Source organism: Parabacteroides sp. TM07-1AC (assembly GCF_003480915.1).
Lineage (GTDB): Bacteria > Bacteroidota > Bacteroidia > Bacteroidales > Tannerellaceae > Parabacteroides > Parabacteroides chongii.
Genome location: NZ_QUKD01000004.1, coordinates 359,957 through 385,199, shown reverse-complemented (window position 1 = coordinate 385,199; position 25,243 = coordinate 359,957). Strand labels below are relative to the sequence as shown.

Genomic DNA, 25,243 nt, shown 5'->3' with positions numbered 1-25,243 from the left:
ATACGGTATTAAAAAGCATTTTCCCAAATTAAAATTCATTTATATTCAAAGCTTTCCAAAGTTTCTGCATGAAAACAAAAAAAACGGAGACCGGTAAAACCGACCTCCGCTTTCCTTGCCAGATAAAAATCTGTTATTTCAATTCCTTGATACGGATATTGCGGAACTTCACAGGTGAGCCGTGGCCCAGGAATCCGATATGTCCCTTCTTATTGAACAAGCCCGGATGTTCCTTACCGTCAGGTGTGCCGTTCTTAACTGCGTCGCGGATATTTCCTTCCAGGATCACTACGCCGTTCACAGTTACACGGATATTATCACCGTTGGCAACGATCTCTTCTTCATTCCATTCACCCACCGGCTTAAAGGCCTTGTGGTGATCGGCATTCGTAGGGATAATGCCATAAACGGAACCGTGGTGCTGATATTTGGTAATATCCTTATAAATAGGATGTTCGCAATCCAAAATCTGAATTTCCATACCTACATAAGCAGCATCGCCTTCCATCGGAGTACGGATACCCACACCGTTGTTTGCACCCGGAGTCAGCTGGAACTCAAAGCGATAAACGAAGTTTCCGAATTCATCTTTCGTATACAGGTTTCCACCGTAACTTTTACTCGGGATCATAGAGATGCAGCCGTCTTCAATCGTATAATCGACCGTGTTACCTGTCCACTGATGCATATTCGTACCGTCGAACAACACCTTGAAACCTTCTTTCTGTTCTTCTGCAGACAGTTTGAACGGTTCTTTGCGTTCCAACTCTTTCACATAGATATCACGGTAATATACCTTGCTGCCATGTGCCTGCAATTCGATCTGTTCGATCGGGAAGATCGGTTGCTTGCGATCCCAATAGTTTTCAAGGATCACGTCGTCCACCACTTTTTCTCCGTTCAGGATAACCGTTACGCGGTCGCCCACCATCTTGATGTAGAAGCTGTTCCATTCGCCCAGCTTGTTATCTGCCACCTTAGACGGCTTGCTCGGATTCACCTGGTTATTATACAGACCGCCGGAACCAACCTGGGCACCCACATTCACACGGGAAGTATCCCAAATCTGTACCTGAGGCGTTCCGCGCAGATAGATACCTGCATCAGCTTCAGGACCTGCCGGATCGAGCATCCAGTCTACATACATTTCAAAGTCACCGTATTGCTTTTCCGTACACAGGTTGTCCCCTTTTCCATTAAAGACAAGAACTCCGTTTTCAACGCTCCAGCCGCTACGCATAACCTCGTCAGCTTTTGCCTGTTCTTTCGCCAACTCGGCCGGTTTCATCTTCGCGCGGGCAATCGGATTCTTTACCAAGCCTTTCCAGCCTGTCAGGTCTTTGCCGTTGAAGATAGAAACGAAGCCCACTTCATCCGGCATTTCAGCCAGATGCTTTTTCAATGCATCGATATCGTAACGGGCATCTTCTCCATCGAGCATAGGCAATATGCGGTTCAGGATCGCTTTCACATTTTCACCTCTGTATTCCGGATGATTGCGTGCAATATTCCAAATGGCATACACGGCAGCCGAGCGAACTTTCGCATCTTTCGCATCCAAAAACTCAGAAGCATACATCATAGACAAGAACGTATCCGCCCGCTGGATCTGACGCAGAATCAGTACTTTCTGTTCAGCCGTCTTGGCAATATCCATCATCTTACGCAAACTCAGCAAACGATTTTCAGCAGTAAAAGAAGGATTGGAAACCAACTGCACATAACGCTTCAACGCCCGGTCGAACTGTTGTTCGGAAGAAGCAGACTGGCAAACTGCAAATAATTCATCCACAGCCTCCATACCTTTCCATGCCAGCAAAGCATCGAATGCCGCCTCTTTGGTTGCCCCCGAGCCTTCATGCAATCCTTTCACGATCGTAGCCAGTGCATCCTTCTCGCCGGTCGTAGCCAGTACGATATAATACAAATGCTTCTTGCTGTCGCCTGCCTGCAACATACGGCGGCTGATCGTTTCCATCTGTTTCGCGGGAGACATGGAAGAGATGGCAGAGATCACAGCCTGCTGGAGCGGAGCTACGGCAGACGCATCGGCAGTCTCCAGCATTCCGCAGAGATTCACCAGGTCGCCTTCCGAAACGACATCCTTCAAAGCCGTATAAGCCGCTTTCTTCACTTCCGGTGAGCCGGACTTGATCAGTTCGAGCACCGTCGTCAGGTTAGCCGTCGCCTTACGCATAGCCAGCAACTCAGCACCGGCAATCTTTCCTGCATCCGTAGCAGACGGAATCACGCGTGCCACAGCCTGGTCGATATCGCCGCCGAAAGCAGCCAGCGCATCCTGTCCCAGCAGGATTATATCTTTATTATCGCTTGTCAGCAAATCGGCCAATGCCGGGATTGCCTGCTTGTCACCGATCTTCACCAGCGTCCAGGCAGTAGCCTGCTTCACATCGAAATTCGCGTCTTTCAGCTGAGCCAGCAGCACCTGCATAGCCGTCAGGTCGAAACGGAGTTCGAGATTCTTAACCACATCGTGTTTAGACGGACATTTGGCTTCGCGGCCGATCCAGTTGGTGACATCCACCTTCACCTCCGGTTTTGCCTTCTGCATCGCCTTCATCACTTCGATATAGACTTCCTTATTAGCAAAATCAGATGCATAATTCAAAGCCGCATTACGATATTCCTTGTTACCGTCTTTCAAAGCAGAAAGCAGTAATTTGGTACTTTTTTCCTTATTCAGCGATAACAATATCTGCAGGGCAGCGTCGCGAGTCTGCGTCTGTCCGGCTTTGGTCGCTTTCTTCAACAGGTCGTTGGCAGCCTTTTCCACTTCCTTCACATCACCCTGTGCAGCCACCCGCTTCAACAACGCGATATATGCTTCGTTCGCATTCGTCTTCGTCATTGTATATCCGGAAGCCGCCGCAGCATCAGCCAGTTCCTTGATGGAAGCCTTGCTACCCACACGGCTTAATGCGTGAAGGACAGCCTTCTGCATATTTTCATCCCCCGAACCCAGCAAAGCCTTCAGAAGGTCTTCCGCACCTTCCACCTGTGCTTCACCGATCGCCACGATGATATCTTTTTGTGTCTTCGGAGTACCCATACGACGCATCAAAGCCGCTTTCAGCGCTTTGCCTGCATTCTCGCTGCCATTCGCAGCCAGCGCACGTGCAGCCGGTCCGCTCAGGCTCTCATCGCCCAGATAAGCCGACAGCGCATCGATACACTCATCCTGTCCGATGATCTGAAGCTGGCGGATGATGAACGCCTTTGTTTCCCGTTCAGTCACCAGGTCGAGCGCTTTCAGATAGGCATTCGCAGTTGCCAGGCGGGCACTTTCTTCGCCTTTCGCCATCACATAATGCGTCAGGCCGCTCAAGGCGTAATCCACCTGCGCATTGCTTCCCTTTCCGGGAGCGTTTATCATGTTGACCAACATCAGGACACCCTCTTCGCCGGTCCCTTTCAGGTCATTGATCAGTTTATTATATTCAGCCTGTTTCTCAGCAGGCATCTGGGCCAGTACATCTGCCGCAGTTGTTTTAGCTGTACGGTTTGCCGGAGACTGAGCCATCAGTACGCTGCCGAATAATAGCAAGCTGGCAATCGATATATATGCTTTTCTCATTTTATTCTCTTTTATGTAATTCCCTTAATTTTCAATTGTCAATTCTCAATTTTCAATTAACTAAATGTTCCAGGGCGCACGCATCGGCTGATCGAGCAGACGGTTGGCGGCCTCATCGTTCACAAACTCCAGTTTCACAGGATCGAATTCCAGCGTACGGTTCAGACGCAGTGCCACCGCACCCATATTCACGATCGTAGACGAGCGGAATCCGTTTCGTTCATTCAAGGCAAAAGGCTGGCGTGTCTTTACACATTCGATAAAGTCGGTCACCTGTGGTTCAGGTTCCGGGAAATCTGCCAGTTTCTTTTCCCAATCAGGGATATCACATACAAAATTCTTATATACATTACCGTTCGGACCGGAGATATACGGCGTGTTCGGATCACCGAAGTCGCCACCCCAAAGGACGATCTGACAACCGTCGTCATAAGTATAGGTAATAGAGCGCCATGTCCCTACGGCATCCGGATGCTGTTGCGGAGCATCCACTTCCACTTTCACAGGGCTGGTGTTATCTTTTCCGAGGAAATACTGTACAGGGTCGATATAATGCTGTCCCATGTCACCCAATCCGCCGCCGTCATAGTCCCAGTATCCGCGGAAAGTCTGGTGAACGCGGTGCGCGTTATAAGGTTTATAAGGAGCCGGGCCTAACCACATGTCATAATCCAGTTCGGAAGGAACCGTCTGCGGTTCGAGATATTCTTTGCCCACCCAGTAGAATTTCCAGTCGAAACCGGTATGCTTGCTGATCGTCACCTTCAACGGCCAGCCCAGCAGACCGCTCTGAACCAATTTCTTCAACGGCTTCACCGGCGTGCCCAGTCCGTAGAACGGATCGGCGAAACGGAACCAGGTATTCAATCGGAACATACGTCCGTTCTGTTTCACCGCTTCCATCACCCGCTTGCCTTCACCGATGGTACGTGTCATCGGCTTTTCGCACCAGATATCTTTTCCGGCTTTAGCGGCTTCGACCGACATGATGCCATGCCAGTGCGGCGGTGTCGCGATGTGTACGATATCTACGTTCGGATCGAGTATCAGATCACGGAAATCGTGATAAGCGGCAATTTTATCTTTCACCAGTTGTTTGCCCAGTTCAAGATGCTTCTTGTCGACGTCGCAAACGGCCACCAGGCGTGTTCCGGCATAGTCCACATGACCGCGTCCCATCCCGCCTGTACCGATAATACCTTTCGTCAACTGGTCGCTCGGAGCGATAAATCCATTCCCAAGCACGTGGCGCGGCACAATCGTAAAGGCCGCAATTCCTCCAAGGGTTTTAAGGAAGTCCCTTCTGTTTGTTCTCATAGTACAAATTAATGTATAATATTGATTAGCAATTGTAATTTTTTCCGTATTAAAAAAGACGTTAGAAAGCAAAATGTCCCTCTAACGTCTCACAAAGATATTATTTATCCAATAACTCTTGCAAATATTTACGAGTTTTTATGACATAATCATGCTGTGAACCGTTCAGTTCGCATTCGATAGTGACCGCTCCCTGAAAACCCTGTTTCTTCAATTCGGCGATGACTGCCGGGAAATTAACCTCTCCGGTCGGGATCGGCACTTCCGCCCCCAGTTCATAAGGGTTGTTGGGGTCCGGATATTTCCCGTCTTTGGCATGAAACTCCTTGATAAGGGGACCAAACAGCTTCACGGCATCCAGGGAGTTAGACTTTCCGTACATCAGCAGGTTAGCCAGGTCACAATTAATGAAGACATTCCCGGTTCCTATATCCTTTATCGCACGGATCAAGGTGGTCGGCGTCTCCTGCCCTGTTTCAAAATAGATCAGGACATTGCGTTCTTTCGCATAATTCGCCAGGTCCTGCATGACCTTGATAAAATCTTTATATTGTTCAGAGGAGGGATCTTCCGGGATAAACCCGAAATGGGAATGCATCGCCGGGATATCCGCCATTGCACAGAAATCAATCATTTCATGGTATACTCTGATCTTTTCAGCCCGTTCTTCGGTAGGCACCAGCCCGATCGTTGCCGGTCCTTTCCGGAAGTTCCACGTACTTTTGCTACCCGGTACACCGACCAAGGTTGTCACTTTGATATCATACTTCTTCGAAGCTTCTTTCACCTTTTCGGCAAAATCTTTCGTCAGCGTATTTTTCCGGTAATTGATCTCGCACGAACCGAATCCCTGCTCATGCAAGTCTTTGAAACTTTTATCGATATCAGTCAGGTCATACTGGATGACACCGATCGTGATTTTATCAGCGGCGTGTGCCGTTGTAAGGGCAAACAACAAAGCTGCTGCCACCAAACAATGCTTTACTTTCATAATGTAGAAATTTATTTTAGTCCGTACAAAGATAAGACGGAAAATCCTTTTCGTATTTTCCGTCTTAAATATTATTAGGATTAATTATTCCATGGTCGGATTAAACATTCCACCCCAGTTATTATTCTGTTCCAAATTTGGATTTTCATCCAAATTAACTTTCTGAATCGGGAAAAAGTAAAAAGATTCTTCAATCACAAACTCTCTTTCAGCCGATTCTGTATAAGGAACCTGATGAATTACATAACGGAAGTCGCCCGTAGTCAGTTCATTTTTGCTGATCTTTTCTCTCGCTTCATTCAAACTCATATCTGTTCCATCCGGATTAATCGCAATAGCCTCAAGACCATGCTTTGTCCAGCCATTCAGATGCATCATATTACGCGTACGACGCAAATCCCAAAAACGATGACCTTCAAAGCACAACTCAATGTTACGCTCATTCAGAATAGCCTGACGGATTTCTTCACGATTATTAACCTTCAAACCATACAATCCATCGCTACCAGCTTCGATACCAGCACGCTGACGGATCTGTTTCAGCATCTCTACTGCCACATCCGAATGTCCAGTTTCATTAGCAGCCTCAGCATAAATAAACATGACCTCAGCAAAACGCATCAGAATATAATCTATATCATACGTCATTACCTTTTCCTGTGTTAATGTCAGATCTGCCCCTTTATAAATATAAAAACCGGAGAAAATATCATTATTCACAGCATTTGTATGAGCGGCCGGATTCACACCATACTGATCATCCGGACTACTTACGCCCAGTGCATTATATTGTCTATAATCCGCAGATTTTCCAGCCACCGGATATTCACGACCATTATATAAACACACATTGTTAAAACGCGGATCTCTATTCTGCCAAAAAGATTTTAGAAAAGCCTCTTCATTCTCTACATAATATTTACCAGTCGGATCATCGTAGCGCTTACCGTCCATCATCGGAAATTCCTTTACAAATTCCCAAGTCGGGTTATAATAAGACTTATCGCGACTAACTGATGCCGGACGAGTCGTATATTCCCAAGATGATATTTTATTCGGATTTGAGTTTACTACAGGAAATACAACTTCTGGTCCCTGCTCCTCTATCCATATATTTCCATACTCAGGAGTTAGAGCAATTCCTTTAGCTATACAGAAATCGTACGCCTCTTTAGCGGCAATATAGGCTTCATCCCAATAAGCGTTTCCATAAGGATTGCTAGGATTAAACTGCGGAGAAGCTTTCAACAATAAAGTTTTTGCTTTCCATGCCTTAGCAAAACACTGATCAATACGACCGTAATCAGCAGAACTGCCAGCAATCTTTTCAGGCAGCAACGTAATAGCGTGATCCAAATCCTCAATCATGAACTGGAAACACTCCGGTGTAGAGTTACGCTTTACAAACAAATCATCCTGATCTTTATCCTGAGGAACTTTAATATAAGGAACACCGCCATGATGCAGAACCATCCAATAATAGGTATAAGCACGCATAAAATAGGCTTGGCCCAGCAGCCCAGCTGCTGTTTTGCTATCCAGTAAACCTTCCTCCAAGCGCTTGATGGCTTCATTGATATGACGGACCTTTGTATAATCCCATTTCTTATAAGCACTTCCGGTCTCAGTTATAGTACCTAAATACCAAGGCATACCTGTCACCTGCTCTGAATTATTATCCGCAGCCGAACTCCAATTAGTAAAGCATTCTGAATAAAGATTGTTTACATAAGCTGTGGCCAGATTGACATCGTGCCATACCATAGATTCGTCATAGCTGTCTAGGTTATCGATATCCAGTGTATTACAACTGGTCGTTATTCCACCTAAAACGAAAGCAGCACCTATAATTGTATATTTTATTTTATTCATTTTCATAATTCTTTCAGATTTAAAATTTAGAATGAGAAATTAAGACCAAAAGAGAATGTTTTCATCAATGGATATGAATCATAATATTCTTGTTCAGGATCCAAGAACTCTGTTACTGCTGAAAGACAGAACAGGTTGGTCGCATTAGCAAATACTTGTGCATGAGAAATACCCAGCGGACGAAGAATTGCTTTTGGCAAATCATAACCGATATTCAGATTCTTCAAACGAAGATAAGCTCCGTTACGCAGCCAGTAGCTCGTATTTCCTGTTCCCGATTCATACCAGTTTGAACCTGTGATACGCGGATAAACACCATCCGGATTATATTCTGGATCATATACTTTGTCGCTTGTCCAGATCGGGAAATAAGGACGAACAGCACCACCATGCTGGTTAAAACCACCATCTACACCACCAACAAAGCGATCATATTTACCTACACCTTGGAAATGAACATCCACGGTGATACCCTTCCACTTAATGCTTCCACCAAAGCCATAATTGATACGCGGAGTGCTATTTTCACTCAACAAATTATATGCGTCATTCGAATCAATACGTCCATCCGGACCTTCTGAATAACCGTCGCCACGTGTATCTTTATACAAAATACCACCCAAATACGGATCACGTCCATATTGCTTAAATCCCTGTGCTTTCAGCGCATCTACCTCAGCCTGGTCTGTCAACAAATGATCTGCAATCAGACCTGTCAAAATACCCTCAGGCTTTCCTACAGGAGACAACGCATAGAGAGCTCCACCCTCTTTATAAGTAGCAGCCACATCCAACACATCCCATCTATCACGTGCAAAACCTAAATTGACATACGCAGAATAATCAATGGATCCATTAGCAGCCTTATCCATCCAGGTAAGAGCCAACTCGCCACCTCTCCATGAACGTTCTGCATAATTCTCAGGAGCCAATGTCTGTCCATAAGTGCTCGGGATGGTCACCGTACGTGGTCCCAGAATATCTACCTCTTTACGATAGAAAGCATCAAAAGTACCTGATAAACGGTTATTGAAGAAACCAAAGTCAATACCACCATTATAAGTCGTAGAAGTAGCCCAAGTCAATGTCGGGTTAGGCGTAGCACCCGGTGTAATCGTACTACCCAAATTGCTGCCAAAGATATAGGCTTCACCCGTATTATACTTTTGTAAATAAGAAAAAGCAGTAATCTTATCAATCGGATCTTTACTCAAATCCAAGTCATTACCTGTTGTACCATAAGAGGCACGCAACTTCAAATTGCTCAACCAGCTGGAAGCTTTTTCCATAAACGGTTCCTGGCTGATTCTCCATGCAGCAGATACAGACGGGAAGAATCCCCAACGATGTCCATCCGGGAACAGCGTATTTCCATCATAACGGAAAGAGAATTCTGCTATATACTTCTGGTCGAACGTATAATTGAAACGACCAATCCATGACAGACGTCCTCCCGTATATTCTTCAGCATCTCCAAAACAACGTTCGGCATCTTGTGAATAATTGAACATCTGATCAAGATTACTCAACGGCTGTTCGGCTTTAGCCTGTGTCCATTCTCCTCCATTGGCAGCTTGTTCAAATACAATCATACCGCCTACGTCATGTTTTCCAAATGTATTTGCATAGTTTACAAACCAGTTAAACTGTTCTGTCCACAACTGCTTCATACGATAATCCAAATTCTCATAATTCTGAGAAAAGTTGAATGTATTATATTCATTCAGGTTCAGCGGAGCCGGTAAAAAGCGGTTTCCTTCAGGATCAGCCTGCTGAAACTTATAGTTCTTCTGGAAAGTCATAAATCTTTTACGAGAATAATCGTGACCAATATAGCTACCCATGATTTTCGTACTCAAACCTTTCGTGATAAAATCAAGATTAAAATCAAACGAAACAATGCCATTCATATTACGACGACGCGTTTTCAAATAACGATTGCCCACTACTTGATCTACCGGGTTCCATCCCTGCCATGATCCATAATCCTGATAAATAGGATAATCTGTAATAGTAGCAGAAGGAGTTCCATCCAAGTTAGAATAAAACGGGGTCGTCTTCATCGCATTGAATGTACAACGATACAAATCATATACAGCCTGGTCATCATCATCAGAGAACGGCCAATAGAAACGTCTGTCGTTAGACTGATTTGCATCCAGGTTTACATTCATTTTGATATATTTACTCAACTCGACGGTCAAGTTCGAACGCAAAGAGAACTTCTTGTTTTCCAAAGAGACATAAGAACCTTCTTCTGCCAGGAAAGATCCCATCACATAATATTGTACCTTTTCGCTACCTCCTGTTACACTCAAAGAATGTTTCGTATTCCAAGGATTCTGCCAAATATAATCGTTTACATTATAATTGATGTTGTTGTCGCGGAAATACGCATATTCAGCTTCGCCATTAGGTTCTTTCGTTCCCTGGAAACGGGCTACGGCATTCTGATAGTTCAAGTCATCAATCGCTGTCCATCGGTCGGCAAACAACTCCTGAGTCGATTTACTAAATGCGTAAGATCCTTGATAGTTGAACACCGGCTTCGAGTTCTTTGTACCACCTTTCGTGGTTACCAGCACAACCCCGTTACCGGCAGCCGATCCGTAAATAGAAGCCGAAGCGGCATCTTTCAGAAAACTCAACTGGTCAATTTCGTAGGGTTCCAAATTATCAAATGCCTCTTTATCGCGGATCACTCCATCGATAACAAACAAAGGATCGCCAAAACCACCACGCAGGCGGATTTCAGAAGAAGCTCCCATCAACCCTGAGTTACCTCTGATCGTAGCTCCTGGAGCACGTCCAGCCAGGGAGTTGGATAAGTTGGTATTCGGAATAACCGACAATTCATCAGCCTTCACATTGGAGATTGAACCGGTCATATTCACCTTCTTTTGTACACCATATCCTACCACCACCACTTCGTCCAGCTTTTGTGTATCTTCATGTAATGTGATCTGATAGGCCTTTTTATCATTTGTTATCAAAACCGATTGTTCAATATAACCGATATAAGTAACCAACAAAGTAGCTCCATCGGGGACATTATCCAACTGAAAATTCCCATCTATATCTGTTATCGTTCCTATATCTGTGCTACCTTTCACCACAATATTTGCACCAATAACGGGCAAACCTGTATTGTCGATAACAACACCTGTTACTGATTTTTTCTGTTGAGAAACTTCACCCCCAACAGCCCCAACAGGCTGAGCCGATTTTCTCGTTTCATCCTTCAGAAAAACACGATTGTTGACAATCTTATATGAAATACCTGTATTCCTGAAAACCTCTTTCAACACATTCTCGATATGTGTATTTTCCATGTTGACAGAAACTTTAGAGATCTTCCTCCCTAATAAACTTTCATCATAAGAAAACTCATATCCAGTTTGTTTACTAATACTTTGTATAACAGCACCGACCGTAGTCCGATTAAGCGTCAATGCCAAATTCACATACAAAGATTCAGCATCGTTTGTTGCCGTCATGGACGATGCAGCCAAAAACATTGCTAATGTAGCAATAGAAACTTTTTTAATCATACACGTGATTTGATAATGTTAGTATTTTTTTCTCAGTTAAAAAATTGCATTGTATAGTCTTTTTTTCACTCCCAATTATTTTATCATAGGCATTCTTTTATTTAGTTCGTTCATATATAAAAACTTCCTTACCTTCCACCTTATAACGGATCGGAGCCAGATATTCCAACAGATTCAGAATATCGACCAGCTCCTCGTCTTCATTGATCACACAGCGAAATTTACGTTGTGCAAGAGCTGAAGATTCGATATTAATGTTTACATTAAATTTTACGGATAACTTATTTACGATTTCGCGCAGAGTCGTATTCTCAAAAACAAACTGCCTTAACCTCCAAGCCGTCTGGATATTTATATCTACCGCCTCTGTCGTATATTCATTTTCATTGTAACTATACGTTACTTTTTCACCCGGAGAGACATCCATCACTTTATTCCGTTCCATATCCAACATTTCTATTCGTCCACTAACTAGAATCGTTTCAACTGTCTTATTTTTTTCATCCACCTTGACATCAAATGAAGTTCCTCTTACCTGAATCGTATTATAATCGGTAAAAACATTAAACAACGCCTGGGTTTTCATATTCTTCGTCACTTCAAAGAAAGCTTCTCCCTGCAAAGAAACTTGACGACTTTCGTTTGAAAAGGATTTCGGATATTTCAACGTTGATCCGCCTTTCAGCCAAACAGATGTTCCATCAGCAAGTACAACTTTTTTGATGTCAATACCCGGCTTAACGACGATGCTTATAGGTGTCTCAGACTTGAAATATTTATAACCTCCATAAGAGGAGAAAAACAAAAACAAAAGTACTGCTGCATATTGCATAACCTTATGCAGAAGCCGTTTACGACTTAAACCATCAATCTTTTTGTTAACTTCCATCAAAGCCTGATCGACAAAGGCTGTATCTTTATAACGGATTGTATCCCATGAAACATGCAAGCGCATCACTTCCGAAAATATCTTTTTATTTTCAGAAGACAAATTGCTCCAATCGATCACCTCTTCCATTTCATCGGAAGAGATATCACCTGCTAAATATTTTGCCAAAAGTCCGTAATCAAATGTCATTCGTCAATTTCTCTTTTTATAAGCGAAACGAACGAACGGGAAAAACTACGGAGATAATCAGGAAATATTTTTCAGAATCATTCCTTCTGTAAGTAGTAAAATATACAACAGGTAAAAGTCTTTTTTAGACATCTTTCCCTTCAAATATTTAAGAGTCAGATAAATGTGACTTTCCACTGTTCTTTGTGGTATTTGAGTTTGTGTAGCAACATCTTTTGTTTTCATTCCATTTATATAAGTCAGAATAAAGACTTTACGTCGCTGAGCAGGCAGTTGATCTAACAAATCATACAACCGTTTATAAAAATCTTTCGAATATAAATCTTCCATAACAGAAGATTCTACCTTAAATAATTCGTTATACTCCTTCAAATAAGCCTCTTCTACATGTAGACTGTATTTTCCTACCGATTGTTGTTTCTTTAGATGATCCAGACAACGCGTATAAGCCGATTGAAATAAGTAGGAATGAAAACCCTCTCCCGCATATAACTTCCTGCGATTTTCCCATACATATAAAAAAACATCCTGAACGATATCTTCAGCAACCTCTTGTTCCACCATAGCAGCAGTATACGCCATAACACGGGGATAATAATAACGAAAAAGACTATTAAAAGCTTCCCGGTTTCCTTCTTTTATCTGGTCTAACAAAGAAACATCAAACATAAGTGTATAATTTAGAGAGAAAGCGTAGGAGCTATTGATATTATTACATTTGAGGCTCTGGACGGCCCATCACACTATAATATACAATAGCCCCACGCTTATGATTGTATATAGATTCCTTCTTGAGGTAAGTATATAACAACATAGGCGTAGGAGCATCTTGGATATTATCCAGTGTGATGAAATTGTCCAGATTTCAAATATAGGATAATATTTAACGCTTCTACGTTTTTTCAGTATGTATGGCAAAGATACGTATCAAAAAATATAAATACAAAAATTACAGAAAAATATACTTATTGATACTGGCAATTATTTTTCTTACAGTGGAGTTTTCACGAAGACCGATCGCCCTATTCTCACGTTTTTGTGTATTTTTGTAATATTAAGCACGGAAACGGGGTAGCTCTATTTTTTATATCAAATCGAAGCTAATTCGATAATTATCAACAATATAATACATACAGGTCAATCAGGGAACCCAAATCTCGTTTTAAACGAGCGAAAACTTGTTTTAAACGAGCTTAAAATCCGTTTTAAACGAAAAAAAACTCGTTTTAAACGAAATGCGGGTTCGTTTTAAACGAGTTTTTGGAGAAACAATATAACCAACCTCGTAGGAGTAGGTTCCAAACCTGCTCTTATAACAGAATTGATCCGGCGAACAACCAACGATTTAAATATATTCGATACCTTTGTCCCCGCAAATGATTAAAGAATAGAAATATGAACTATTACGAACTGAGATTTACATACGAATCGCCTATCGAAACGACGGTCATCAGCGATGTGCTGGCATCCGAACTGGGAGAGATCGGTTTTGAAAGTTTCACTGAAAACGAAGACGGCCTGCAGGCTTATATCTCCGATCAATTATATAATGTAAAGGCATTGGACGACAAACTGAAAGAGTTCCCTCTGGAAAACGTGACGATCCGTTACACCGAACAACTTATCGAAAGCAAGGACTGGAACGAGGAATGGGAAAAGAATTACTTCAAGCCCATCCGCATCGGCAACGAATGCATCATCCGCGCCTCTTTCCACGAACCGGAACCAGGCTATACATATAATATTATAATAGACCCCAAAATGGCTTTCGGGACAGGTAACCACGAGACGACTTTCCTGATGATCAGTGAAATGCTGAAGCTGGACCTCGAAGGTAAAGACCTGCTCGATATGGGTTGCGGAACGGCTGTTCTCGCCATCCTTGCCAAAATGAAAAAAGCCGGCAAGGTGGTCGGTATCGATATCGACGAATGGGCTTACAACAATGCGCTGGAGAATGTCCGCCTGAACAATACCGAAAACATACAGGTCGCATTGGGCGGAGCCGAACAAATCCCGGCTTTCGGAACATTCGATATCGTCTTTGCCAACATAAACCGCAATATACTTTTGAACGATATACAACACTATACCAGCTGTATGAAGCCTGGAGCACTACTTTTTATGAGCGGGTTCTACACACAGGACATTCCCGCCATCGAAGACGAATGCAAACGAAACGGATTGAATCTCATCTCCCATACAGAAAAAAACAACTGGGTGGCAGTCAAAACGCAGAAACAGTAACTTTATTTAACATTAAAAGTTAATGCTGAAGTAAACTATCATCCAAAGAAAAGCGTTACTTTAGTAGACACATTTAAATGTAAGAGTTATGAAAAATGTAGATTCTAAATTATTACTAGGTTTGGTAGTTGGAGCTGCAGTAGGTGCAGCAGTCGGATATCTGGCAGCTACCGATAAGAGAGAACAGTTACTGGAAGAATTGAACGGTGTAGTTGGAAAAGTAAAAGAAGGCTTTAATTCCGCTCTCGCCAAGTACAAAGAAGGTAAGACTGAAGTTGTAAAGGCTACAGAAGAAATCGTAGCTGAATAATCATTTATGGAAAAAGATTCAGGAAAAATCTTTCGTGAGCTGAAAGAAGACGTTTCAACTTACGTAGAGTTAAAGCTTGAACTTTTAAAGTTAAGCACATACGAGAGAAGCGGGCAGTTGATCGCGGTTCTTTCGTATGGCTTAATCTTATTGTTTCTGGCTTTCTTTGCCATCCTGTTCATATTCCTGGCACTAGGGTTCTTCATGGGAGACGTTTTCGGTTCGATGGGAACCGGGTTTGCTTTCGTAGCAGTGCTGTATCTTCTCCTGATCGGACTCATTATAATGAACAAACAAAGAATCTGCAACACCGTTCTCAACGTTGTGATTGCAGCATTAAACGGTAACGACGAAAAAGACGATGCAACAACAGAGACAAAACAAGCCGCTGACACCGCTGGAGAAGCTGATTTTTGACAAAGAACAGATCCGGAGGCAATGTGTCGTACAGGAACAAAAACTGAATGACGATTTTTTGTATATCCAGGAAAATGCAGGCAGTCTGTTGATTTCCGGCTTTACCGGCTTACTCTTTCCAAACACTAAATCGAAAAAAACAGAATCGTCCGACGCTATTGCCGCCACAAACGACCAGCCGGCAACCCCGATCGGTTTCGCCGATTATCTGAGCATAGCACAAGGACTGCTCCCGGTTGCCTGGGATGTTGTCAGACCCTTTTTGCTGACATGGGGAATCCGAAAGGCCCAAAGCTGGTTCACGAATCTTCTGTTTAAGAAAAAGAAATAACTCCTAACATTTAATTTATGTTAGAGGACATATTTTTCTCCTTTTTATAAAGGAAGAATAAAAAAATAGGACTAAATTTGCAGTCGTTAAAAACAAGGATAAAAATGAAACATAATTTGATTCTCTTTATGGCATTCACCGCAATGCTGACGATATTGGCTTCATGTGCAACTCCTTGTGGCTGTTAATTGGATTTTATGTAATATTTTTAATAAACCCATAAAAGTTTTATTACAATGATTAAAGTAGGTATTAACGGTTTCGGCCGTATCGGACGTATGGTGTTCCGCGCTGCAGTTAAGAACTTCGGCAATGATATTCAGATCGTAGGTATCAACGACTTGTTGGATGCTGATTACTTGGCATACATGCTGAAATATGACTCAGTACACGGTCGTTTCGATGGTACAGTTGCTGTAGAAGGTAACAACCTGGTAGTAAACGGTAACAAAATCCGTTTGACTGCAGAAATGGATCCTGCTAACCTGAAATGGGACGAAGTTGGTGCTGAAGTTGTTGTTGAATCAACAGGTTTCTTCCTGACTGACGAAACAGCTCGCAAACATATCCAGGCTGGTGCTAAGAAAGTTATCATGTCTGCTCCTTCTAAGGATGCTACTCCTATGTTCGTTTATGGTGTTAACCACACAACTTACGCAGGTCAGGACATCATCTCTAACGCTTCTTGTACTACTAACTGCTTGGCTCCTATCGCTAAAGTATTGAACGACAAGTTCGGTATCGTTAAAGGTTTGATGACTACAGTTCACGCTGCTACTGCTACTCAGAAAACAGTAGACGGTCCTTCTAAGAAAGACTGGAGAGGTGGCCGTGGTATCCTTGAAAATATCATCCCTTCTTCTACAGGTGCTGCTAAGGCTGTAGGTAAAGTTCTGCCGGTATTGAACGGTAAACTGACTGGTATGGCTTTCCGCGTTCCGACTTCTGACGTTTCTGTTGTTGACCTGACAGTAGTTCTGGAAAAGGCTGCTACAATGGACGACATCAAGGCTGCTATGAAGGAAGCTTCTGAAGGCGAATTGAAAGGTGTACTGGGTTACACAGAAGATGCAGTTGTTTCAACTGACTTCCGTGGCTGCTCTAACACTTCTATCTTCGACGCTAAAGCTGGTATCTCTTTGGATGACAACTTCGCTAAGATCGTTTCTTGGTATGACAACGAATGGGGTTATTCAAACAAAGTTTGTGAAATGGCTCGCGTTATCGCTGGTAAGTAATCAAATACAAATCAGTATATGGAAGCCGTCCTCTGCAAAGGGGACGGCTTTTTTTGTATCTTTGTTCCCATGAGAACAACATATCAACTTATAACGATACTTGGACCGACGGCTTCCGGCAAAACACCTTTTGCAGCAGCATTGGCCGACCGACTGGATACGGAGATTATCAGCGCCGATTCCCGTCAGATTTATCGCGGCATGGATATCGGAACGGGTAAAGACCTGGCTGATTATACCGTAAACGGCAAACTAATCCCCTATCACTTAATCGACATCTGTGATCCGGGATATAAATATAATGTATTCGAATATCAGCATGATTTTTTCCGCGCTTATCAGGCGATACAGGAAAAAGGGAAACTGCCGATCCTTTGCGGAGGAACAGGGATGTATATCGAAGCGGTATTGAAAGGATACAAACTGCTGGATGTTCCGCAGAATCCGGAGTTAAGGGAATCGTTGAAGAATAAATCGCTGGCTGAACTGGAAGAGATTCTGGCGACTTACAAGGTGTTGCACAACAAGACGGATGTCGATTCGGCACAGAGGGCGATCCGTGCCATCGAGATTGAAGAATATTACAAAACACAGGCTCCGGATGCGAACGAGTATGATCCGATAGACAGTCTGATCATCGGCATAGATATCGACAGGGAGCTGCGGAGGGAGAAAATATCCAGGCGACTGCGTGCCCGCCTCGACGAGGGCATGGTGGATGAAGTGAAAGGTATCATTGCTTCGGGTGTCAAGCCGGAAGACCTTATTTATTACGGTCTGGAATATAAATACCTTACATTATATATTATAGGTGAACTTTCTTACGAAGAAATGGTTTCTCAGTTAGAGATAGCTATTCATCAGTTTGCCAAACGGCAAATGACCTGGTTCCGGGGAATGGAACGCCGGGGATGCACCATCCATTGGATCGATGCGACCCTGCCGACAGAAGAGAAAATCGAAAGGACATTGGAGTTATTAAAACAACATAACAATTATGATAACAGTTAACGATTTTAAGAATAAAGACAACTTCTTCCTGATGGCCGGTCCGTGTGTGATCGAAGGGGAAGATATGGCTCTGCGCATTGCAGAAAAGGTTGTGGGCATCACCGAAAAGCTGAATATCCCTTACATCTTTAAAGGTTCATACCGCAAGGCTAACCGCTCCCGCCTGGACTCATTTACCGGGATCGGCGATGAGAAAGCCTTGAAGATCTTACGCAAGGTCAGCGAAACTTTCAACGTTCCGACCGTTACGGATATCCATGAAACACACGAAGCAGCCATGGCTGCCGAATATGTCGATGTCCTTCAGATCCCGGCTTTCCTCTGCCGTCAGACCGACCTGTTGGTTGCCGCAGCGAAGACCGGAAAGATTGTCAATATCAAAAAAGGCCAGTTCCTTTCTCCGGGAGCCATGCAGTTTGCCGTACAGAAAGTGGCCGATGCAGGAAATGACAACGTTATGATCACCGAACGAGGCACAACATTCGGCTACACAGACCTGGTTGTCGACTATCGCGGAATCCCTCAGATGCAGGAATTCGGTTATCCGGTCATCATGGATGTCACCCATTCCTTACAACAACCCAACCAGACATCGGGTGTCACAGGAGGTCTGCCCGCCCTGATCGAGACAATAGCGAAAGCAGCCATTGCCGTAGGAACCGACGGACTATTCATCGAAACTCACCCGGAGCCTGCTAAAGCAAAATCCGACGGAGCGAACATGTTACAGTTAGACTTGCTGGAAGGTCTGTTAACCCGGTTAGTACGTATCCGGGAAGCGGTTAGATAATTGAAAATCGAGAGTTGAAAATTGAAAATTAATAGAAAATAAAAATGGATAATTGAAAAACAGAGACTACAATCTCTTCATTTTCAATTATCCATTTTCAATTTTCAATTATTCTATTATCCCATTTTACTGATCTTCCTCAGCTTATCCTCATCTATCAGCTTGATCTTCCGACCGTCGATAGCGATGATACGCTCAGCCACAAAAGTAGATAAAGTACGGATCGCATTGGAAGTGGTCATATTCGACAAATTTGCCAAATCTTCACGCGACAGGTAAATACTCAAAGTAGCCCCGTCCTCTTCCAATCCATAACTATCTTTCAGGAATAACAAAGATTCTGCCAGACGCCCCCGGATATGCTTCTGCGTCAGGTTAACGGTACGTTCGTCCGCAACCCCCAGGTCAAACGATAACTGGCGAATAAAGAACATGGCCAAGTTCGGGTTACCCATCAACAGCTCAGTAACAACCGTCATTGGTATCAGACAAACAACAGATGCCTCAAATGCAGATGCATTCGTCAGATAGTTTTCCTGAGCAAAGTTAGCACGATAACCAAAATACTGTACAGGCTTGATCATCCGGATGATCTGGCTACGACCGCCGACACCTTCCTTAAAGATTTTCACTTTGCCTTTCAGTAAGCACATCATGTCCCTTGGTTCGTCGCCCTCGCAATAGATCAACTCGTTACGTTTGAAATGCTGGATCGTCGAATTATTACGGAGAATGTCCCGTTCCTTTTCGGTCAGAACTCTCCATACTTCTGCTAAACTGGCCGACAGATCGACCTCTTCTTTTTGTTGCTTAACCACGACTGTTTTATAACATACTTATGAAGCACAAATGTACAACTTTTCTTTTGAAATAGTAAAATATTTGATACTATAAATTGTGTTACCGGATACATTTTACTTTCTTTTGCTACTCATTTCAATTTTATTCGTTACGTTTGCATCAAAAGGGGTGATAATTTGTTGAAAAGATACGTTTTGATATTTACTCTGATTTTACTGACTATAGATGCTCTCGCCAAAGTTGAAAGCAATTATAGGAATAAGGTATTGCCCGACTTGAAGGAGAAAAAAGAATCGTCGATAAAAGCCGATTCCATTATGGAAGAGGTCATTAAAAACGCTGAAAAATACCAGCATGTCCTTTCCCGGTACGAAGCGGAAATATATATAAAGGGACGGACGGAAATACTCAAGCAAAACTTTCTGATGCGTTTTGCCCATCATATTTTCCCCGTAGACCGGAAAAACAAGGATATGATCTTCGAAATGATCAGCGATTCCAAATTCAATGCCCCCAACAATTTCCTCCATAACTTCCGGGCAGTAAACGGGAATAGCATTCCCAACAACAAGAAACAGCAGGAAGCCCTGGGCTTCCTCAACATGAATGTATATTCTTCCACTATTTATAATGAAGGGATCATCACGCCCATGACCAACCAGGCATTTAAATTCTATACTTTCGACCTGGAAAGCGTGAGTGACAGCAGCGGACTAAAGATTTATAAAATACGTTTCATGCCGAAGTTATGGAGCCAAAAACTAATCTGCGGTGACCTGTATATCCGTGACCAGTCCTGGATCATCGACAAGATAGACGTGAACGGCCGCTTCGACTTTGCCGAATTCAACCTGATCATGACGTTCGGGCGCGACTACCGCCGTTTTATCCTTCCGGATAAAGCCAGCCTGTATTTGCGCTATCATGTTTTGGGGAATGCCATTGCCACCAGCTACCATTCCTCTTTCACCTATAAAGCAGTGGAATGGGTAGAAGAAGACAATGAAACGAAGCAAAAGAGATCGCTGGACCTGACCGGATATTATAAGTTATCTTCAGACACAGTCCCTATCATCACAGACACCGCTTTCTGGAACAAAGAGCGGGATCTTCCCTTAACGAAGGAAGAAGAATCACTATATCATGTAGACAACGACAACAATGAACAGAAAATAGATTCAACGAATATCACCAAATATCTGAAGTTGACGGAGAAGTTCACGAATACGATCAGCATGGACTACAAGACGACCCGTCTCAAATATTCGGGCATATTCAACCCTTTCCAGTTAGGATATTCGGGGCATAACGGAATCACATATCGCCAGCGCCTGCGTATCAGCAAGACTTTCGACAAGGACCGGCAGATCCGTTTCCGTCCGGATATCGGTTTCGTATTCAAGCGAAAGGAGATATTCTTCACCCTGTCAGGCGACTGGGAGTACCTGCCGGAGAAAAAAGGAATAGTGAGTCTCTCGATCGGTAACGGGAACCAAAGTTATTCTTCGACTATCATGAAAGAGATCAATGAACAGCTGAAAGACTCCACGTTCAATTTCGATGATTTGAATCTGGAATACTTCAAACACTATTATGCGGAAATACGTAATAATATAGAACTGTTCAACGGCTTCCAGGTGTGGGGAGGAGTTTCTTACCACCGCCGCATTCCGGTAAAGAAAAAGAGTGAGATATCGAATCCGGGAGAAGGAGTCGAAGAGATCATCAATGAGAACTATCATGATTTTACTCCTGTCATCGGTTTTTCATATACGCCGCGCCAATATTACTGGATGGACGGATATCGTAAAGAGTATCTGTATTCTTATTATCCGACTATTTCAGTCGAATTTGCCCGGGCAATTCCGGGAGTAGGCAAAAGTTCCGGTGACTACGGACGGATCGAGGCGGATATTCACCAAAGCATTGCGCTCGGTTTGTCCAGGAAACTCAATTATCATCTCAGCGGAGGTGTGTATCTGAATCCCAAGTCTATCTACTTTGCCGATTTCCGTTATTTTTCACGACGTCAGTTCCCGGAATCATGGGGAGATGAATTTGGCGGAGTGTTCAATCAGCTAAAAAGTTTCTGGTACAATGCGTCCGACAAATATGTGCAGGGACATATCATGTATGAAAGTCCCTTCATCCTGTCACAGCTTTTCAAGAAAAAAACATCCAAGTATATTTTGTCCGAGCGGTTTTACTTCAGCCAGCTATGGACTCCGGTTCTGCCGAGTTATACAGAAGTAGGATATGGTTTCGGTAACCATATTTTCAATATAGCCGCCTTTGCCGGATTCGACAGATGGAAATATCAGAACATCGGCATCAAGTTCGCCTTCGAGTTATTTCAATGATGCATTTGCGGGCGGACGATCATTATACCGCTATTCCGCTTGATACTTTCTACGTATTCCTGTAAAGGAGCTTCGTTGACTATCACTTTCTTTTGTGTAGTAGAAGCATGGATAAAGGTCAGCTCATCCCCTACCCGGCAAACGACACCGACATGAGAAATATCCAGTCCTTTGATGGTTGTAACGAAGCAGACAATATCCCCCTCCTTTATTCCTTCCGCCAGTTGGTCGATCTCCGATTCAGGAATATAGTAATAGGGACGGGCGTTGATCTCTTTTTCTTTGGCTGCGATCCGGGCGACCCGTTCCGGATGGTCTTTCAAAGGTTTGTAGCTGTCCGGATGCGCAGACATAAAAGATACATCGACCGGCAGGGAGATCCCTCCTATTTCGTGGGTAACGTCTTTTACGATTCCTTTTCGCTGGTTCTCAAAAATCCAGTCGGTCGTATAATGCAGACGGTCGGTATAATCATGGATTTCCCCGTTACGATAACGAATTGTTTGCAGGTTCTTACAAAACTCGTCAAAAGAGGGGGTGGCAGACTGCATCGTTCTCGTTAAAGCAACGACGTTCTCGACCAATGTCATACAATCCATTTCCCGAAGATTGATCACCAAGCCTTCAGGCTCTTTCTCCAAAGTGGCTGCCACATAAGGCGCATTCAGAAAGAAGCGGGCAGTTTGAACCATCAGTTCTCCGGTTGGCAACGACTTCTTCGGAATCATTTCGGAAAGATAACGGTCAAAGATGGCACGGTCGGCATCAGTATAGTATAGTTTATCTGCAGCCTGTCCCTGGAAAAAAACCAGACAGGTAAAAAGCAGGATCCAAAAGCTCTTCCTATTGTTCATCGTTTTTTTGTTTTAAATCGTTTGTCTTCCCTATCCTTTCCGGTTCAAACCGGTTAATAAGGAGAGGATTCATGCCATGCTAACGGGACTGCCATCCTATTGGCAGAGTCTTGCCATGCCTGTGGCAGAGTTCTGCCATAACCGTGGCAAAGCTCTGCCACAAGCATGGCACTAGTCTGTCATCGTCATGACATTCCTGTACTATAAGCAGATAATACAAGTTTCTTTATACCTTTGTTTTCAGTAACTCCTCCAACTTAATCAATTCGTCCCTAAACTGGGCCGCTTCGATAAAGTCGAGTTTCTTAGCAGCTTCCGTCATTTGCTTCTTCGTACGGTCGATCGCTTTTTCAAGCTGCGGACGAGTCATATACTTCACCACCGGATCGGCAACCAGGTTTGGTTCCGGTTCGACATACGCATAAGGTTCGGCTGTTGCCGGTTGCTTTTCACCCAACAAAGAAACAGAGGTCTTGATAACCTGTCTCGGGGTAATGCCATGCTTTTCATTGTAGGCAAGCTGTTTCTCCCTGCGACGGGTCGTCTCATCCATGGTCAGTTGCATACTGGCTGTTATCTTATCTGCATAAAAGATTACTTTTCCGTTCACATTACGGGCGGCACGTCCGGCTGTCTGTGTCAGGGACCGGTGGGAACGAAGGAAACCTTCCTTATCCGCATCCAGGATAGCGACCAAAGAGACTTCCGGCAAATCCAGCCCTTCACGAAGCAAGTTCACCCCGATCAGCACATCGAACAACCCCTTCCGCAGATCGTCCATGATCTGGATACGCTCCAGGGTGTCTACATCGCTATGGATATAATTACAACGTATTCCCATCCGGGTCAGATAAGCGGTCAGTTCTTCCGCCATGCGTTTGGTCAGGGTCGTTACCAAAACGCGTTCATCTTTGGCTGAACGCTGCGTGATCTCTTCCATCAGGTCGTCGATCTGATTCAATGTCGGACGAACCTCAATGACCGGATCGAGCAATCCGGTCGGACGGATCACCTGGTCGACAACAATTCCCTCACTCTTCTCCAACTCATAATCAGCCGGTGTCGCACTGACATAAATGGCCAGCGGAGTCAGCGATTCGAACTCATCGAACATAAGCGGACGGTTATCCATCGCCGCCGGCAAGCGGAAACCATATTCCACCAAATTCTTCTTTCGGGAATAATCACCTCCGTACATAGCACGTATCTGAGGTATCGTCACATGGCTTTCATCGACCACCAACAGAAAGTCTTTCGGGAAATAATCGAGCAGGCAATAAGGGCGCTCACCAGCCATACGTCCGTCGAAATAGCGGGAGTAATTCTCGATACCCGAACAATGCCCCAGTTCGCGGATCATCTCCAGGTCGAAAGTGACACGTTCGTACAAGCGCTTCGCTTCATAGTGCTTGCCGATCTCTTTCAGGAAATTCACCTGCGTACCGAGGTCGACATCGATCTGCCCGATCGCCGCATTGATGCGCTCCTGTGTAGTAACAAACAGATTGGTCGGATAGATATTCAGTTCATCCTGTTCATCTATCTCCTGCCCTGTCTTCGGGTCGAAAGAAGACAAACGGTCAATCTCATCTCCCCAAAACTCGATGCGATAAGCCACACCGTCAAACGATTCGATGGCGGGGAAAATATCGACCGTATCGCCGTTCACACGAAAACAACCGCTGTTAAACTCCAGTTTGTTGTTCACATATAAAGCGTCCACAAACCGGCGCAACAGTTTGTCGCGGTCGATCTGCATCCCCTTTTCCAGATGCGTCACCTTCTCGGCAAATGCTGTCGGGTCCGCCATACCGTACAGGCAGGAGACAGAAGAGACCACGATCACATCTTTCCGTCCCGACAACAAAGAAGCGGTGGTACGGAGACGCAGTTTGTCTATCTCTTCGTTGATCTGCAAATCCTTTTCGATATAGGTATCCGTAGAAGGCAGGTAGGCCTCCGGTTGGTAATAATCGTAATAGGAAACGAAATACTCTACGGCATTATTCGGAAAAAAGGCTTTGAACTCGCTATATAGCTGCGCGGCAAGTGTTTTGTTATGACTTAGGATCAGAGTCGGTTTCTGCACCTCCTTGATCACATTGGCAATAGTAAATGTCTTTCCCGAACCTGTCACTCCAAGCAGTGTCTGGAAAGGCACACCACTCTGAATGCCTTCCGAAAGAGCCGCTATTGCTTCCGGCTGATCCCCCGTCGGGCTGAATGGTGAAGATAACTCGAAATTCATTATTCGTATAGTCCTTTTTTAGGTATAACTATCCAAAGTATCAGATAAGCGATTACCCCGGAAAACACAGTAAATATACTCAACAGGATATAACCGACACGTACCAGTGTCGGATCCCAGCCAAAGTAATCGGCTATGCCACCGCATACTCCGGCAATCATTCCGTTATTCGAACGATAAAGTCTTCTTGGTGCTTCTTCCATGATGCTCTATTTTATTTTGTTTTTGTAAA

At 43.9% G+C, this 25,243-nt stretch carries 19 protein-coding genes; 8 read left to right on the top strand and 11 right to left on the bottom strand.

The window, feature by feature from the left end; translation table 11 throughout:
- Positions 1-133 precede the first annotated feature (133 nt).
- The 7 genes from DXD68_RS11470 to DXD68_RS11440 form a co-directional block, all read right to left on the bottom strand.
- On the bottom strand, positions 134-3,595 hold the full coding sequence (locus DXD68_RS11470; protein WP_122361628.1) for a family 16 glycoside hydrolase: 3,462 nt from the start codon (positions 3,593-3,595) through the stop codon (positions 134-136).
- A gap of 60 nt (positions 3,596-3,655) precedes the next feature.
- Entirely contained in the window at positions 3,656-4,912 is a 1,257-nt protein-coding gene (locus DXD68_RS11465) for a Gfo/Idh/MocA family oxidoreductase (protein ID WP_122361627.1), read from the bottom strand.
- Between the two features lie 100 nt (positions 4,913-5,012).
- Positions 5,013-5,903, bottom strand: a complete 891-nt coding sequence (locus tag DXD68_RS11460) for a sugar phosphate isomerase/epimerase family protein (RefSeq protein ID WP_122361626.1) — start codon at positions 5,901-5,903, stop codon at positions 5,013-5,015.
- 84 nt (positions 5,904-5,987) lie between these two features.
- Positions 5,988-7,781: a RagB/SusD family nutrient uptake outer membrane protein gene (locus DXD68_RS11455; protein WP_122361625.1), complete on the bottom strand. Its 1,794-nt coding sequence runs from the start codon at positions 7,779-7,781 to the stop codon at positions 5,988-5,990.
- A gap of 20 nt (positions 7,782-7,801) precedes the next feature.
- The gene (locus tag DXD68_RS11450; RefSeq protein WP_199715632.1) at positions 7,802-11,326 is read right to left on the bottom strand and encodes a TonB-dependent receptor; all 3,525 of its coding nucleotides are present in this window, start codon (positions 11,324-11,326) and stop codon (positions 7,802-7,804) included.
- A gap of 97 nt (positions 11,327-11,423) precedes the next feature.
- Positions 11,424-12,404: a FecR family protein gene (locus DXD68_RS11445; RefSeq protein ID WP_122361624.1), complete on the bottom strand. Its 981-nt coding sequence runs from the start codon at positions 12,402-12,404 to the stop codon at positions 11,424-11,426.
- Between the two features lie 57 nt (positions 12,405-12,461).
- Positions 12,462-13,073 carry an RNA polymerase sigma-70 factor gene (locus DXD68_RS11440; RefSeq protein WP_122361623.1) on the bottom strand — a complete coding sequence of 204 codons (612 nt, stop codon included), beginning with the start codon at positions 13,071-13,073 and terminating at the stop codon, positions 12,462-12,464.
- A gap of 726 nt (positions 13,074-13,799) precedes the next feature.
- Here DXD68_RS11440 and prmA point away from each other — a divergent pair.
- The 7 genes from prmA to kdsA all read left to right on the top strand — a co-directional run bounded on the left by prmA (position 13,800) and on the right by kdsA (position 18,748).
- Positions 13,800-14,651 carry a 50S ribosomal protein L11 methyltransferase gene (gene prmA / locus DXD68_RS11435; protein WP_122361622.1) on the top strand — a complete coding sequence of 284 codons (852 nt, stop codon included), beginning with the start codon at positions 13,800-13,802 and terminating at the stop codon, positions 14,649-14,651.
- Between the two features lie 88 nt (positions 14,652-14,739).
- Positions 14,740-14,961: a YtxH domain-containing protein gene (locus tag DXD68_RS11430; RefSeq protein ID WP_007652933.1), complete on the top strand. Its 222-nt coding sequence runs from the start codon at positions 14,740-14,742 to the stop codon at positions 14,959-14,961.
- Positions 14,962-14,967: 6 nt separating this feature from the next.
- The gene (locus DXD68_RS11425) at positions 14,968-15,378 is read left to right on the top strand and encodes a phage holin family protein (RefSeq protein WP_122361621.1); all 411 of its coding nucleotides are present in this window, start codon (positions 14,968-14,970) and stop codon (positions 15,376-15,378) included.
- A complete protein-coding gene (locus DXD68_RS11420; protein WP_122361620.1) occupies positions 15,323-15,709 on the top strand; it encodes a hypothetical protein in 387 nt (128 codons plus the stop codon). The genes DXD68_RS11425 and DXD68_RS11420 overlap by 56 nt, the downstream gene beginning before the upstream one ends.
- Positions 15,710-15,945: 236 nt before the next feature.
- Complete coding sequence (gene gap, locus DXD68_RS11415) at positions 15,946-16,947, top strand: type I glyceraldehyde-3-phosphate dehydrogenase (RefSeq protein WP_007652928.1); 1,002 nt, start codon at positions 15,946-15,948, stop codon at positions 16,945-16,947.
- A gap of 69 nt (positions 16,948-17,016) precedes the next feature.
- Entirely contained in the window at positions 17,017-17,958 is a 942-nt protein-coding gene (gene miaA / locus DXD68_RS11410) for a tRNA (adenosine(37)-N6)-dimethylallyltransferase MiaA (RefSeq protein WP_122361704.1), read from the top strand.
- Positions 17,945-18,748 carry a 3-deoxy-8-phosphooctulonate synthase gene (gene kdsA / locus DXD68_RS11405; RefSeq protein WP_122361619.1) on the top strand — a complete coding sequence of 268 codons (804 nt, stop codon included), beginning with the start codon at positions 17,945-17,947 and terminating at the stop codon, positions 18,746-18,748. Before miaA ends, kdsA begins: the two co-directional genes overlap by 14 nt.
- 116 nt (positions 18,749-18,864) lie before the next feature.
- On the opposite strand, the gene DXD68_RS11400 is transcribed toward kdsA, so the two are convergent.
- Positions 18,865-19,566 carry a Crp/Fnr family transcriptional regulator gene (locus DXD68_RS11400; protein WP_122361618.1) on the bottom strand — a complete coding sequence of 234 codons (702 nt, stop codon included), beginning with the start codon at positions 19,564-19,566 and terminating at the stop codon, positions 18,865-18,867.
- A 162-nt stretch (positions 19,567-19,728) separates the two neighbouring features.
- Between DXD68_RS11400 and DXD68_RS11395 the strand changes: the two genes are divergently transcribed.
- Entirely contained in the window at positions 19,729-21,909 is a 2,181-nt protein-coding gene (locus DXD68_RS11395) for a DUF5686 family protein (RefSeq protein ID WP_199715648.1), read from the top strand.
- Here DXD68_RS11395 and DXD68_RS11390 read toward each other — a convergent pair.
- From DXD68_RS11390 to DXD68_RS11380, 3 genes are all read right to left on the bottom strand, one after another.
- Complete coding sequence (locus DXD68_RS11390; RefSeq protein ID WP_122361616.1) at positions 21,903-22,763, bottom strand: N-acetylmuramoyl-L-alanine amidase-like domain-containing protein; 861 nt, start codon at positions 22,761-22,763, stop codon at positions 21,903-21,905. The two genes, DXD68_RS11395 and DXD68_RS11390, sit on opposite strands and share 7 nt — an antisense overlap.
- Positions 22,764-22,989: 226 nt before the next feature.
- On the bottom strand, positions 22,990-25,011 hold the full coding sequence (uvrB, locus tag DXD68_RS11385) for an excinuclease ABC subunit UvrB (RefSeq protein WP_122361615.1): 2,022 nt from the start codon (positions 25,009-25,011) through the stop codon (positions 22,990-22,992).
- The gene (locus DXD68_RS11380) at positions 25,011-25,214 is read right to left on the bottom strand and encodes a PspC domain-containing protein (RefSeq protein ID WP_122354091.1); all 204 of its coding nucleotides are present in this window, start codon (positions 25,212-25,214) and stop codon (positions 25,011-25,013) included. The genes uvrB and DXD68_RS11380 overlap by 1 nt, the downstream gene beginning before the upstream one ends.
- Positions 25,215-25,243: the final 29 nt, after the last annotated feature.

What these genes read in the sequence shown, in the direction of transcription:
- DXD68_RS11470 (WP_122361628.1), bottom strand. Translation starts at nt 3,595, where the DNA reads ATGAGAAAAGCATATATATCGATTGCCAGCTTGCTATTATTCGGCAGC.
- DXD68_RS11465 (WP_122361627.1), bottom strand. Translation starts at nt 4,912, where the DNA reads ATGAGAACAAACAGAAGGGACTTCCTTAAAACCCTTGGAGGAATTGCG.
- DXD68_RS11460 (WP_122361626.1), bottom strand. Translation starts at nt 5,903, where the DNA reads ATGAAAGTAAAGCATTGTTTGGTGGCAGCAGCTTTGTTGTTTGCCCTT.
- DXD68_RS11455 (WP_122361625.1), bottom strand. Translation starts at nt 7,781, where the DNA reads ATGAAAATGAATAAAATAAAATATACAATTATAGGTGCTGCTTTCGTT.
- DXD68_RS11450 (WP_199715632.1), bottom strand. Translation starts at nt 11,326, where the DNA reads ATGATTAAAAAAGTTTCTATTGCTACATTAGCAATGTTTTTGGCTGCA.
- DXD68_RS11445 (WP_122361624.1), bottom strand. Translation starts at nt 12,404, where the DNA reads ATGACATTTGATTACGGACTTTTGGCAAAATATTTAGCAGGTGATATC.
- DXD68_RS11440 (WP_122361623.1), bottom strand. Translation starts at nt 13,073, where the DNA reads ATGTTTGATGTTTCTTTGTTAGACCAGATAAAAGAAGGAAACCGGGAA.
- prmA (WP_122361622.1), top strand. Translation starts at nt 13,800, where the DNA reads ATGAACTATTACGAACTGAGATTTACATACGAATCGCCTATCGAAACG.
- DXD68_RS11430 (WP_007652933.1), top strand. Translation starts at nt 14,740, where the DNA reads ATGAAAAATGTAGATTCTAAATTATTACTAGGTTTGGTAGTTGGAGCT.
- DXD68_RS11425 (WP_122361621.1), top strand. Translation starts at nt 14,968, where the DNA reads ATGGAAAAAGATTCAGGAAAAATCTTTCGTGAGCTGAAAGAAGACGTT.
- DXD68_RS11420 (WP_122361620.1), top strand. Translation starts at nt 15,323, where the DNA reads ATGCAACAACAGAGACAAAACAAGCCGCTGACACCGCTGGAGAAGCTG.
- gap (WP_007652928.1), top strand. Translation starts at nt 15,946, where the DNA reads ATGATTAAAGTAGGTATTAACGGTTTCGGCCGTATCGGACGTATGGTG.
- miaA (WP_122361704.1), top strand. Translation starts at nt 17,017, where the DNA reads ATGAGAACAACATATCAACTTATAACGATACTTGGACCGACGGCTTCC.
- kdsA (WP_122361619.1), top strand. Translation starts at nt 17,945, where the DNA reads ATGATAACAGTTAACGATTTTAAGAATAAAGACAACTTCTTCCTGATG.
- DXD68_RS11390 (WP_122361616.1), bottom strand. Translation starts at nt 22,763, where the DNA reads ATGAACAATAGGAAGAGCTTTTGGATCCTGCTTTTTACCTGTCTGGTT.
- uvrB (WP_122361615.1), bottom strand. Translation starts at nt 25,011, where the DNA reads ATGAATTTCGAGTTATCTTCACCATTCAGCCCGACGGGGGATCAGCCG.
- DXD68_RS11380 (WP_122354091.1), bottom strand. Translation starts at nt 25,214, where the DNA reads ATGGAAGAAGCACCAAGAAGACTTTATCGTTCGAATAACGGAATGATT.